We start from the raw sequence: 13,075 nt of genomic DNA, 5'->3' as shown, positions 1-13,075 counted from the left end.
AATAGAGTTCATGGACTTTATTCAACGTGCCACCGGCGGCTTGCGCAGCAAACTGTAGGCCATGGCGCCCAGTGCCGCCACGCCGAGCAGCAACACGGCCCAGAGACCGAGTTTTTTCCAGTCTGCTCCGGCATCGGCAGCGGGCTGGAGCACGGTGGCAGCAGTGGCGACTTCTCCGCTGACCTTGGCCTGTCCCAACGTCTTGAGACGCTCGGCGCTGTAGTCGGGAATCAGGGTCGAGAGCGGAAGGTTCGCCGCCTTGATCGACGCATTGCCCAGCGCCAGGGTGAACGGCGGCTCGCCCCGCGCCAGGAACACCAGTTGCGTGGCGCGTACCGCAAAACGCAGCGCCGGCGCCTCGACACCCAGGCCGCCACCGCGCTCATCTACGGTCAGTTTGAGCTCGGCCACCGTCTGGCCCGGCAACTGCAACTCATCCTGCACCACGTCCCGGCCATTCTGGGTCAGGCGATACAGCACGCCATTGCTCAGGGGTTGCCAGGCCTGCTTGCTGTCCCTGCGCCCGGCTAATGTCACCGGCGCCAGGGTGTTGGGTTGTTTCAACTCGATGCGCAGCCGCTCAAGACTCAGCCCCGTGGGCAACTGCCAGCTATATTCCCCGGCCTTGAGCCGCATGCCCGCCAAGGGTTGCGACCACATCAAAGGCATGGGCAAGCTGCTGCGGGTGGCACTCACCAACTGGGCAGAGGTCAGCAATGGCGCCGCCTGGCCTTGCCAGACCAGGCGCAGGTAACGCGCCGATTGCCCCGGCAGGCTCACGTCATGCTGCTCGACCCGCTCGTCGGCAAATGACAAACGCGCCACTTGCCCATCGCCCCAGGTTTGCCAGTGCTGCAAGTCATCACTGGCTTCAATGCTGAAGCGCTGGAAGCCCTCCTGCTCATGGCTCCAGTCCAGGCTCAATTGCTGCAAAGGCGCTTTGATCGCACTGGCGTCCAACACCCAGCCGCGCAGCACTTGCTTGCCGGGTTTCGGTGCAGTGGATGGCGTGATTTCCACCAAGGTGCCTGTGGTGGTGGCCTTCATCACCACATCGGGCAAGGCTTGCTCGGTGTCGGCGGCGTAAAGCGGGAACCATTTCACGTCGGTGACGTTGCGGTTCTCGGTGCGCTGCGCGGACTGACGCGACACTGCATAGGCCTGAGGCTCGCCGTTTGCGTTGAACACCCGCACATCACTGAGATCGGCCTGGCGTGCGTTCAGTTGAAACGCCAACGGCAGCTCCAGACGATACCAAGGGCCGTTGCCGCTCAAGGTCAGCGGCACCCGGGTGGTGAAATCAGCCGGACTGTCCTGAGCAAACGCCGCCGTGCACAGCATCCACACCGTCAATCCACTCAGACTCAGCTTGCCCATCAAGAAGACGCTCCCTCAGTTTCAACGCGCTTAGGCGGCAGCGGCGCAAAGTAACCCACCACCAGCAACAAACCGCCCACGCCGATAAACGACACGATCCGCGCCAAGCCGCCACGGTTGCTCAGTTCGACAAAGAACAGCTTGGCCACCACCACCGCAATCAACGCCGCACCGATCAGCCACACTTCGCGACGATGACGCAGGTGGCCGCCGATCATCAGGCCGAGGGCGATCAGGGTCCAGACGATCGACAGACCGGCCTGCACCAGCATGGACGCCAGCAACGCATCCAGTTGAAACGGCACGCCGCCCCAATGGTGGGCCGTGCGCATCACCAGCACAGTAAAAAAGGCGAACAGCGAAATGCCCGCCACACCTTGGGCGATCCATTCAACGCGCGGCCCATGCTCCGGCGCGGCACTGCACGACCACAGGTAAATGCCCAGCAGCGCGAACAACAGGCCCAGGTCCAGCGGGTTGAGCAGCGGCACATAGGGCAGCGGCTCGGCCGTGCCGTCACTGAAGATATTCGCCAGCCAGAACCAACCGAGCATCAGCACCGCAAGGGGCAGTGCGGCGAGCACGCGGTATTCCCTTGGGTACGCAGATACGGGCCACGGCCAACTGCGCGGCGCGGCAGCGAGCACCAGGTACAGGCTTGGCAGAATCGCCCAGCCCAACCAGCGCCAGGCGTTGTATTCGCTCGACAGCACCAGCAGGCCATAGCGCAATTCCAGCGCCAGCACGCCGATCAACATCCAGCAGCCCAGCACATGAGCCGCGCTCAAGACGTTTCCAGGCAACAGAGCCGCCAAACGCCGCAGCGAGATGAAATGCACCACAAACACCGCCAGCCAGGCCAGCCAGCCGAACTGCGCGGCCGGGTGGTAATACTCGGACCACGCGCCCCACAACACCAGGCCCGCCGCAGGCATCAGCAACGTGCTGGCGATACCCAACGCCACCCAGCGCAAACGCAGCGCCACTGCCGTCCAGATCACCCCGCTCAACGCAGCCGCCAGCAGCAAAAGCGGCGCGTGCAACGCCGCAGGTGCCAAGCGCCACACTTCAATGATCACCGCCAGCGCCCACCAGGCCACACCCCAGGCCAGCAGACCTGCGGACAAACGGCCACGGGGCAGGCGCCAGGCGCCGAGCATTGCCGCCAAGGCAATGATCATCGGCGTCCAGGCATTGTTCACCGGGTCGAGGGCAAATAGCGCGCCCGCAAGGACTTGCACAGCAATGCCACAGCGCACCACCACGGGCGAGCCGATTCGCTGACCCGCCCACACGGTCGCAAGGCCAGCAACCGCCCAACCGACGATGCAGCCTTGGGTCGAAAACAACAGCGGCGCCAGCAGGTAAGCGCAACCCAGGCCGAGTACAGCGAGCCCTGGAGCGCCCAGGCGCTCCCAACGCAGGGTTTGTTCCGGCGCGGCTTTGTGTAGTTGATAAAAGCTGAACAACAATGCCGCGCCCAGCAACAATGCCCCTAATGGAGGCCCCTGCAGCAAGGTGTCCTGACCATCGCGCAGTTCGCTGAGGAAAGCGAGCAGCGAACCCAATTGCAACAACAAGGCAAACGCCCGCGCCACGGGGCGATGCTGGCGTAGACCGAGCCAGAAGATCCCGGCGCCTTCAACAGCCCACGCCGCAGCGGTCCAGCGTGCATCGAGGCCCAAGGGAATGGCCAGGCTGGCGAAGATCACACCCAGGGCCAGGCAGGTTTCCGTCAGGAGCACGGCGCGCCCGCCACTGAGTACACGGGCCAAGACCATGTAAAGGATGCCCAGGCCCAGCGCACTGAACGCAGCGGCGAACTCAAGGTGTTGCACTAGCGCGAACTGCAAGCCAAAGCCCACCAGCGGCGGGCCGAACAGCAGGGTCCCGTCGACATAATCGCCCTTGCGCCATTGCGTACCCAAGCTGTCGCCCTCGCCCGCCTCCAGCAATTTGCGCCGGGCGTACAACAGGCCGATGGCCAGGTACATCGCGAAAAACAGGATCAGGAACGGCTCGGTGCTCCACAACAGCTCCGGCGTGTAGGAGCGCATGCCCCAGGCGAAACCGATGCCGAAGGTGCCCACAAAGCCGATCACATTCAGCAGGCGCCAGGCTTTGAACCAGGCAATCGCGAGAATGCCGGCATTGAGCAACGCAAAGTAGCTGAACAGCGCCACATGGCTTCCGGCGCCGGTCGATACCAGGATCGGCGCCGCAAAACCGCCCAACGCCGCCGCACAGGCCAGGCCGAACGCATCCTGGGTGACCGCCAGGATCGCTGAAAATACCGTGACGGCGACCAGCAAGCCCATTGCCGCGCCGGGATCGATCAGCGGATGCAGACGCATCGCCGCAAACACCGTGAGGTACAACACCGCAATCCCCGCGCCTTGCAGCATCAAGCCGTAGCTGCTGTTACGCAGCCGCAGCCACCAGCCCAGGCCCAGCAGGCCCAATGCAGCGGCGGCAACGCCGGCGTAACGCAGCTCGATCGGTACCACCATGCCTTCGGTGGCGTAACGCAGCAGGAAGGCCAGGCCGAGGAATAACAGCACCACGCCGACGCGCAGCACGGTGTTGCCGCCGAGCAGCCAATTGCGCGCACCCTCGATGGCACGTTCGATCAGGTTGGGGCCGCGAGGGGTTGCGGGTTCATTAGGCTTCGGCGCTGGCGTCCACACGTCATCCAACAGCGGCTGGCTCGGCTCAGGGACCAGGGCAACGGGTGCCAATTCGGCAGGCAGCTCCCACACCAATTCGGGTGACTTGGCGACAGGTGCCGATTCGGGAACAGAGGGTTCAACCCTCATGCTGCTTGCAGGCGTAGGGACTTCCAACTGCCGCAGGCGTTCGCCCAGTGCAATCAGCGACTTCTGCGTGGTTTCCAACTGACGCGCCTGCTGGTCCGACTTGGCCGACAGCTGCGCCAGGCGAATCGCCTGGCCAATGCCCAACCCCAGCAGCGCACCAATGCCCGCATCACTGAACGACTCGTCGAGTGTCCAGCCGAGCACCAGGCCAATCAGCATGAAAATCCATTGCATGGTCGATATCCCTAAGCCAACCGGCACTGTAGGAGCGAGCTTGCTCGCGAAGAACGCAAAGATACCGCGTTAAATCTGAATGCACGCGTTATCGATGACGCTTTTCGCGAGCAAGCTCGCTCCTACAAGGGATCTAGTCGAGGGCTTTCCAGATCTCGGTCGCGTACTCCCTGATCGTCCGATCCGAACTGAACCAGCCCATACGCGCCGTATTCAGCACCGCCGAACGCCACCAGGCCTTGGAATCATGCCAATGCGCCTCGACTCGCGCCTGGGCGTCCCAGTACGAATCGAAGTCGGCACACACCAAAAAGCGGTCGTAGTCGATCAGTCCATCGATCAACCCCACATAACGGCCCGGATCATCCGGCGAGAACACCCCGCCACGGATCGCTTGCAGCACGTCGTTCAACCGGTGAGATGCCGCGATATCAGGACCTGCGTTGAACTCACCCGCGTGTTTACGGGCTTCGACCTGCTGCGCACTGAGGCCGAAGATAAACATGTGCTCGGCGCCCACACGCTCATGCATTTCCACGTTGGCGCCGTCCATGGTGCCGATGGTCAGCGCGCCGTTGAGGCCGAATTTCATGTTGCTGGTGCCCGACGCTTCGAAGCCGGCAGTGGAGATCTGCTCCGACAAGTCCGCCGCCGGGATGATGCTTTCCGCCAGGCTGACGTTGTAGTTGGGCAGGAACACCACCTTGAGCAAACCGCGTACGGTCGGGTCGTTGTTGACCGTGCGGGCGATGTCGTTGGTCAGTTTGATGATCAGCTTGGCCTGGTGATAACTGGCCGCCGCCTTGCCGGAGAAGATCTTCACCCTCGGCACCCAGTCGGTGCCCGGTTCGGCGCGGATCGCCTGGTACAGCGCCACGGTGTGCAGCAGGTTGAGCAGTTGACGCTTGTATTCGTGGATGCGCTTGACCTGCACGTCGAACATCGCCGCCGGGTTGACCGCAATGCCCAGGCGCTCATGAATGATGTCTGCCAGCGCCCGCTTGCTGTGCAGACGCTGCTCGGCAAAGGCCTTGCGGAACGTCTGTTTTTCGGCAAACGGCTCTAGCTCCACCAGCCGCTCTTCGGGCTTGTCGAGAATGTCCGGGCCGAGTGCTTCCACCAGCATGGACGTGAGCTTGGGGTTGGCCTGGTACAACCAGCGACGGAAGGTAATGCCGTTGGTTTTGTTATTGATGCGCTCCGGGTACAGCTTGTGCAGCTCCGAGAACACTGTGCTGCGCATCAATTGGGTGTGCAGGCCGGACACGCCATTGACGCTGTGGGAACCCAGGAACGCCAGGTTGCCCATGCGCACGCGTCGGCCGTTGTCTTCTTCGATCAGCGACACGGCGCGTAGCACGTCAAAGTCATGGATACCCTTGGCACGCAACGAATCGATGTGCTGGGCATTGATCAGGTAGATGATCTGCATGTGCCGGGGCAGCATGCGTTCCATCAAGCCGACCGGCCAGGTTTCCAATGCCTCAGGCAACAAGGTGTGGTTGGTGTAGGAAAGGGTTTCGACAGTGACATCCCACGCGGCTTCCCATGGAATGTCGTGCAGGTCCACCAACTGGCGCATCAACTCGGCCACGGCTATGGACGGGTGGGTGTCGTTGAGCTGGATCGCAGCGTGTTCGCCCAGGCTGAGTACCGAGCCGTGCATGTTCTTGTGGCGGCGCAGCAGGTCTTGCAGGGAGGCGGCGACGAAGAAGTATTCCTGGCGCAGGCGCAATTCCTGCCCCGCTTCGGTGCTGTCGGCCGGGTAAAGCACTCGGGAGATGCTTTCGGCACGCGCTACTTCGGCGACGGCCCCCAAGTGGTCACCAGCATTGAAGCGTTCCAGGTGCAGGTCTTCCACCGCTCGGGCACGCCACAGGCGCAGGGTGTTGACGCTGGCACCGCGCCAGCCGACGACCGGCGTGTCATAGGCAATGGCGCGCACGGTTTCGTTCGGCGTCCACCGCTGAATCATCTTGCCGGTGCCGTCATCCAGGGTTTCGACACTGCCCCCAAAGCCGATCGGGTACACCACTTCAGGGCGCTCGAATTCCCAGGGGTTGCCGAAATCCAGCCAGTGTTCGGTCTGCTCCTGCTGCCAACCATCAACAATCGCCTGGCGGAACAGGCCGTGTTCATAACGAATGCCATAACCGTGGCCGGCCACGCCCAGGGTCGACATGCTTTCCATGAAGCACGCCGCCAGGCGGCCCAGGCCACCGTTACCCAGTGCGGCATCGGGCTCCAACAAGCGAATGCGCTCAAGGTCGACGCCCAGCTCCGAGAGGGCTTCGCGGGCGATTTCCAGCACGCCGAGGTTGCTCAGGCTGTCGTAGAGCAAGCGGCCGATGAGGAATTCGAGGGAAAGGTAGTAAACCCGCTTCTGGCCTTTGCGGTAGATGCGCCGCGTGTGGTCCATCCAGTGGTCGACCATCTGGTCGCGTGCGGCCAGGGCAATGGCTTCGAACCAGTCGTGGTCGAAGGCGTGATCCGGGTCCTTGCCCACCGCGTAGGTGAGTTTGGTCAAGACGGCATCGCGGAACGCGGCTACCTCTGCTTCTCGTGCAAGTGGTTCCTGAGACATCAATTGCGACCTCGGGCGAGATAGAAGGAGTTGCTAGAGCCTAGACGGTCTGACAGACGGTAGACGCTCTGGTTCGGCACTTTTTTAACGCATTTACCTTTGCAGGGTTTTGATGCATTGGCCGTGCCTGCTTTTGGCAAACGCGCACCTTCTGGCCGAAAACCATAAAATATTGTTCAAAAAATCACCAATCCCGGTATGATCGCGCGCCCGGATACAGCCCCACCTTTTGGAACCCTGATGAAGCCTCAATTGATCGCCGCCGCGGAACTCGACCGTCTCGAAACGTGGCAGAAATATTCCGCGCACATGTGCGGTGGTTGCGTGTCCAGCTGCTGCACGCTGCCGGTCGAAGTGAAGGTCAAGGACCTGATCCGCATTGGCCTGGTCGATGAATTCGAGCTGGGCGACCCGGCGAAGAACATCGCCAAGCGGTTGCAGAAGGAAGGCATCGTCGAGCGTTTCAACTCCAAGTCCGAGATCTTTACCCTGCAGCGCATGAGCAACAACGATTGCCTGTTCCTGGATCGTAAGACACGCTTCTGCACTATTTATGACAAGCGCCCGGATACGTGCCGCAACCACCCGAAAATCGGGCCGCGGCCGGGGTATTGCGCGTACAAGCCGAAGGAAGTGGTGCGCGAGACCAAGTTCAAGACCCTCGATAAATTCTGATCGCAGAACATTGTAGGAGCGAGCTTGCTCGCGAAAACCGCCAACGATAGCGCAGCGCTTCAGGTAGCTAGCGGTGCCTGAACGTTCTTCGCGAGCAAGCTCGCTCCTACAAATAAGCCCCTATGGCATACATTTCAGGCACAAAAAAACGCCCCCGGCCTTTCGACCGGGGGCGTTTTTCATTCAGCCTGAGTTAACTCAGTTCTTGGCTTTCTTGGCAGCGCGGGTACGCTCGCCTTCGTCCAGGATCTTCTTACGCAGGCGGATCGACTTAGGCGTGACTTCGCACAGCTCGTCATCCTGGATGAATTCCAGGGCCTGTTCCAGGGTGAAGCGAACAGGTGGAACCAGAGCGATGGTTTCGTCTTTGCCCGAAGCACGCATGTTGTCGAGCTTCTTGCCTTTGGTTGGGTTGACGCCCATGTCGTTGTCACGGCTGTTCAGACCAACGATCTGACCGTTGTAGATCTCTTGACCGTGTTCAACGAACAGCTTGCCACGTGCCTGGAGGGTTTCCAGGGAGTAGGTCAGCGCCTTGCCGGTTTCTACCGATACCAGAACACCGTTCTGACGGCCGGACATGTCGCCGGACTTCATGGTGTCGTAGCGATCGAAGATCGAGGTCAGGATGCCAGCACCGTTGGTCAGGGTCAGGAACTGGTTACGGAAACCGATCAGACCACGCGCAGGGATGTTGTATTCCAGACGCACACGGCCTTTGCCATCCGGCACCATGTTGGTCAGGTCGCCTTTACGCAGACCCATCTCTTCCATCACCTTGCCCTGGGATTCTTCCGGGGTGTCGATGGTGACGTTTTCGAACGGTTCCTGCTTCACGCCGTCAACCTGACGGATGATCACTTCTGGACGACCAACGCCCATTTCGAAGCCTTCGCGACGCATGGTTTCGATCAGTACCGAGAGGTGCAGCTCACCACGGCCGGAAACCTTGAACTTGTCAGCCGAGTCGCCTTCTTCAACGCGCAGAGCAACGTTGTACAGCAGCTCTTTGTCCAGACGTTCCTTGATGTTACGGGAAGTCACGAACTTGCCTTCTTTACCGCAGAAAGGCGAGTCGTTTACCTGGAAGGTCATGGAAACGGTTGGCTCGTCAACGGTCAGAGGCTTCATCGCCTCGACGGTGTCCGGGTGGCACAGGGTGTCGGAGATGAACAGCGAGTCCATACCGCTGATGCACACGATGTCGCCAGCTGCCGCTTCTTCAACGTCGATGCGGTGCAGACCGTGGTGACCCATCAGCTTCAGGATACGACCGTTGCGCTTCTTGCCGTCGGCGCCGATAGCGACAACCGGGGTGTTCGGCTTGACGCGACCACGAGCGATACGGCCAACGCCGATAACACCCAGGAAGCTGTTGTAGTCCAGTGCGGAGATCTGCATCTGGAACGCGCCGTCACGGTCAACAGCCGGGGCTGGAACGTTGTCGACGATCGACTGGTACAGCGGGGTCATGTCTTCAGCCATGTCGGTGTGATCCAGACCGGCAATACCGTTCAGGGCCGAGGCGTAGACGACTTTGAAGTCCAGCTGTTCTTCGGTGGCACCCAGGTTGTCGAACAGGTCGAAGATCTGGTCCAGAACCCAGTCCGGACGCGCGCCTGGACGGTCAACCTTGTTGATGCACACGATCGGACGCAGGCCGGCTTCGAAAGCCTTTTTGGTCACGAAACGGGTTTGCGGCATAGGGCCGTCTTGAGCGTCAACCAGCAGCAGAACGGAGTCAACCATCGACATTACGCGTTCTACTTCGCCGCCGAAGTCGGCGTGGCCCGGGGTGTCCACGATGTTGATGTGGTAGCCGTTCCAGTTGATGGCGGTGTTTTTCGCCAGGATGGTAATACCGCGCTCTTTTTCCTGGTCGTTGGAGTCCATCACGCGCTCGTCGTTGAGCTCGTTGCGCTCCAGGGTGCCGGATTGACGCAGGAGTTTGTCTACCAGGGTGGTTTTACCATGGTCAACGTGAGCAATGATGGCGATGTTACGTAGATTTTCGATCACTTGTGTATCTCGATCAGAGGATTCGGTGTGCTGACAGGTCGTGGCAGCGATTAACAGTAGAGTCAGGCCTTGCCGTTACAGCTTGACGGCAGAGTCGGGGGGCCGGTGACGCAGGCCACAGGCAAACAGCCCCGGGCTCTTAGCTCGGTCGATAAACGCGCACATTGGCATGCCCCTCACTGAGCAAATGGTGGGCATGCAGGCGACTCATCACGCCTTTGTCGCAATACAGCAGGTACTGACGGCTGTTATCCAGTTCCTTGAAACGCGCGTTCAATGCATAGAACGGCAGCGTTTGTACGTCGATGCCAGGAATTTCCAGCGGCTCATCTTCAGCGGCATCCGGGTGACGGATGTCGACGACGATCTGGCCGGCCAGGGCTTCGCTGACTTCTTCGATCTTCACATCCTGGCCCAGTTCGTCGATTACGCGATCGATCGGGACCAGTTTGGCGTTCTCGAGCGCACGCTCCAGAATCGCCATGTCGAATTCTTTCTCTTCATGCTCCACGCGGTGGCGCTTGGCGTGGGTCTTGGGGTTCACCGAAATGACCCCGCAGTACTCGGGCATGTGCTTGGCAAAGTCGGCGGTGCCGATTTCTTCTGCCAGGTCGATGATGTCCTGCTTGTGGCTGGCGATCAGCGGGCGCAACACCAGCTTCTCGGTGACACAGTCGATGATCGACAGGTTCGGCAGCGTCTGGCTGGACACCTGGGAGATCGCCTCACCGGTCACCAGCGCGTCGATCTGCAAGCGGTCGGCAATCTGCGACGCGGCGCGCAACATCATACGCTTCAATACCACGCCCATATGACCGTTATCGACTTTGCCGAGAATTTCGCCCAGCACTTCCTCAAACGGTACGCTCACAAATAGCACGCGCTGGGAGCTGCCGTACTTCTTCCAGATAAAGTGCGCGACTTCCATCACGCCCAATTCGTGTGCACGCCCGCCCAGGTTAAAGAAGCAGAAGTGGCTCATCAGGCCACGGCGCATGATCTGGTAAGCGGCAACCGTCGAATCGAAACCGCCGGACATCAGGACCAGGGTCTGTTCCAGGGCGCCCAGCGGGTAGCCGCCGATGCTGTTGTGCTGGCTGTGGATGACAAACAACCGTTGGTCGCGAATTTCCATGCGCACTTCGATTTGCGGCGCTTTCAGGGAAATTCCGGCTGCGCCGCACTCGCGACGCAGCTTGCTGCCGACGTATTTCTCGACATCCATGGAGCTGAAAGTGTGCTTGCCGGCACGCTTGCAACGCACCGAAAAGATCTTGCCTTCCAGCTCGCTGCCGTAGTGCTGTTTGCACTTCTCGGTGATGTCGTCGAAGTCGCCCAGCGGGTACTCATCCACCTGCAGGAAATGCGCGATGCCCGGCATGCAGCTCAGGCGCTCGGTCATGTCCTTCAAGGCTTTGGGCTCGGTGACGCGGGTTTCCAGCTCGAGGTTGTCCCACACGCCGTTCACCACCACAGCCGGGTCCAGATCGCGGAGCACGGCACGGATGTTCTTGGCCAATTGACGGATGAAACGCGTCCGTACCGGTCGGCTTTTGATGGTGATCTCGGGGAAGACTTTAACGATTAATTTCATGGAAACAGCGCGCGCCGGGCCTGCTGAAAAAGGGGGGCGCGGATTATAGCGGAAATCGCTCAAGGTTTAACCAGTTAATATGCATCGTAAGCGCAACGCACTAAAGAGGTGCATTTATGCGCCCTTGCGCTACATTGCGGTGCGCTATTTTTGGGCTTTTGTCGCAATGCACCTTTATAGGGGCGTTTTTGGAGCAGAAAACCCATGTTGGCGCACTGGCATGCAATTTGCTCTCTTGTGAGGCAGGTTGCCATGGCGGACTATCCGCGCCGGCATCACCCACATTCTAAGGGCTAACTCCACTACCCCAGCCCGAAGCCACCCGGAGGACACTATGTCGAAGTCGGTTCAACTCATCAAAGATCATGACGTTAAATGGATTGATCTGCGCTTCACGGACACCAAAGGCACTCAGCACCACGTGACCATGCCGGCTCGCGACGCGCTGGATGAAGCTTTCTTCGAAGAAGGCAAAATGTTCGACGGTTCCTCCATCGCTGGCTGGAAAGGCATCGAAGCCTCCGACATGATCCTGATGCCGGACGACAGCACTGCCGTACTCGACCCGTTCACCGAAGAGCCGACCCTGATCCTGGTCTGCGACGTGATCGAGCCTTCGACCATGCAAGGCTACGACCGCGACCCACGTGCGATCGCCAAGCGTGCCGAGGAATACCTGAAGTCCACCGGTATCGGTGACACCGTATTCGTAGGCCCAGAGCCAGAATTCTTCATCTTCGACCAAGTGAAGTTCAAGTCCGACATCTCCGGTTCCATGTTCAAGATCTACTCCGAACAAGGCTCCTGGATGTCCGACCAGGACGTGGAAGGCGGCAACCATGGCCACCGTCCAGGTATCAAAGGTGGCTACTTCCCAGTTCCGCCGTTCGACCACGACCACGAAATCCGTACCTCCATGTGCAACGCCATGGAAGACATGGGCCTGGTCATCGAAGTGCACCACCACGAAGTGGCCACTGCCGGTCAGAACGAAATCGGTGTGAAGTTCAACACCCTGGTTGCCAAGGCTGACGAAGTACAGACCCTGAAGTACTGCGTACACAACACTGCCGTAGCCTACGGCCGTACCGCTACCTTCATGCCTAAGCCACTGTACGGCGATAACGGTTCGGGTATGCACGTTCACCTGTCCATCGCCAAAGATGGCAAGAACACCTTCGCTGGCGAAGGTTATGCCGGCCTGTCCGACACTGCCCTGTACTTCATCGGCGGTATCATCAAGCACGGTAAGGCCCTGAACGGCTTCACCAACCCGTCGACCAACTCCTACAAGCGTCTGGTCCCAGGTTTCGAAGCACCGGTAATGCTGGCCTACTCGGCGCGTAACCGTTCCGCTTCGATCCGTATTCCTTACGTATCCAGCCCTCGCGCTCGCCGTATCGAAGCCCGCTTCCCGGATCCAGCAGCCAACCCGTACCTGGCCTTCGCTGCCCTGGTAATGGCCGGCCTGGACGGTATCCAGAACAAGATCCACCCAGGCGACGCCGCCGACAAAAACTTGTACGACCTGCCGCCTGAAGAGGCCAAAGAGATCCCACAAGTGTGCGGCAGCCTGAAAGAAGCCCTGGAAGAGCTGGACAAGGGCCGTGCGTTCCTGACCAAAGGCGGCGTGTTCAGCGACGACTTCATCGACGCTTACATCGGCCTGAAAAGCGAAGAAGAAATCAAGGTTCGCACCTTCGTACACCCACTGGAATACGAGCTGTACTACAGCTGCTGATCCGGTAGCGCTATTTAACGTAGCGTGATGAAAAA

7 protein-coding genes are annotated in these 13,075 nt (G+C 60.2%); 2 read left to right on the top strand and 5 right to left on the bottom strand.

Annotated elements, in window-relative coordinates; all coding sequences use genetic code 11:
* Window positions 1–21: 21 nt before the first annotated feature.
* The 3 genes from CI807_RS08450 to CI807_RS08440 form a co-directional block, all read right to left on the bottom strand.
* On the bottom strand, window positions 22–1,377 hold the full coding sequence (locus CI807_RS08450) for a DUF3999 domain-containing protein (protein ID WP_095014350.1): 1,356 nt from the start codon (window positions 1,375–1,377) through the stop codon (window positions 22–24).
* Entirely contained in the window at window positions 1,377–4,427 is a 3,051-nt protein-coding gene (locus CI807_RS08445) for a DUF2339 domain-containing protein (RefSeq protein ID WP_095014349.1), read from the bottom strand. Before CI807_RS08445 ends, CI807_RS08450 begins: the two co-directional genes overlap by 1 nt.
* A 133-nt stretch (window positions 4,428–4,560) precedes the next feature.
* Complete coding sequence (locus CI807_RS08440) at window positions 4,561–7,011, bottom strand: glycogen/starch/alpha-glucan phosphorylase (RefSeq protein WP_016979136.1); 2,451 nt, start codon at window positions 7,009–7,011, stop codon at window positions 4,561–4,563.
* A 240-nt stretch (window positions 7,012–7,251) separates the two neighbouring features.
* Between CI807_RS08440 and CI807_RS08435 the strand changes: the two genes are divergently transcribed.
* Window positions 7,252–7,686, top strand: a complete 435-nt coding sequence (locus CI807_RS08435) for a YkgJ family cysteine cluster protein (RefSeq protein ID WP_017734855.1) — start codon at window positions 7,252–7,254, stop codon at window positions 7,684–7,686.
* Between the two features lie 198 nt (window positions 7,687–7,884).
* Here the strand turns inward: CI807_RS08435 and typA are convergent, their stop codons facing one another.
* Together typA and thiI are read right to left on the bottom strand one after the other, a co-directional pair.
* Entirely contained in the window at window positions 7,885–9,705 is a 1,821-nt protein-coding gene (typA, locus tag CI807_RS08430) for a translational GTPase TypA (protein ID WP_010213863.1), read from the bottom strand.
* A 139-nt stretch (window positions 9,706–9,844) separates the two neighbouring features.
* Window positions 9,845–11,299, bottom strand: a complete 1,455-nt coding sequence (gene thiI / locus CI807_RS08425) for a tRNA uracil 4-sulfurtransferase ThiI (RefSeq protein WP_016979134.1) — start codon at window positions 11,297–11,299, stop codon at window positions 9,845–9,847.
* Between the two features lie 334 nt (window positions 11,300–11,633).
* Between thiI and glnA the strand changes: the two genes are divergently transcribed.
* Window positions 11,634–13,040, top strand: a complete 1,407-nt coding sequence (gene glnA, locus CI807_RS08415; protein ID WP_016979133.1) for a type I glutamate--ammonia ligase — start codon at window positions 11,634–11,636, stop codon at window positions 13,038–13,040.
* Window positions 13,041–13,075: the final 35 nt, after the last annotated feature.

It is taken from the genome of Pseudomonas sp. NS1(2017) (assembly GCF_002269425.1).
Taxonomy (GTDB): domain Bacteria; phylum Pseudomonadota; class Gammaproteobacteria; order Pseudomonadales; family Pseudomonadaceae; genus Aquipseudomonas; species Aquipseudomonas reactans.
The sequence above is the reverse complement of the archived record's forward strand: the minus strand, read 5'-3'. Positions and strand labels throughout refer to the sequence as shown.

Coding starts and splice junctions, on each gene's coding strand:
- CI807_RS08440 (WP_016979136.1), bottom strand. CDS start 7,011: ATGTCTCAGGAACCACTTGCACGAGAAGCAGAGGTAGCCGCGTTCCGC.
- thiI (WP_016979134.1), bottom strand. CDS start 11,299: ATGAAATTAATCGTTAAAGTCTTCCCCGAGATCACCATCAAAAGCCGA.
- CI807_RS08450 (WP_095014350.1), bottom strand. CDS start 1,377: ATGGGCAAGCTGAGTCTGAGTGGATTGACGGTGTGGATGCTGTGCACG.
- CI807_RS08445 (WP_095014349.1), bottom strand. CDS start 4,427: ATGCAATGGATTTTCATGCTGATTGGCCTGGTGCTCGGCTGGACACTC.
- glnA (WP_016979133.1), top strand. CDS start 11,634: ATGTCGAAGTCGGTTCAACTCATCAAAGATCATGACGTTAAATGGATT.
- CI807_RS08435 (WP_017734855.1), top strand. CDS start 7,252: ATGAAGCCTCAATTGATCGCCGCCGCGGAACTCGACCGTCTCGAAACG.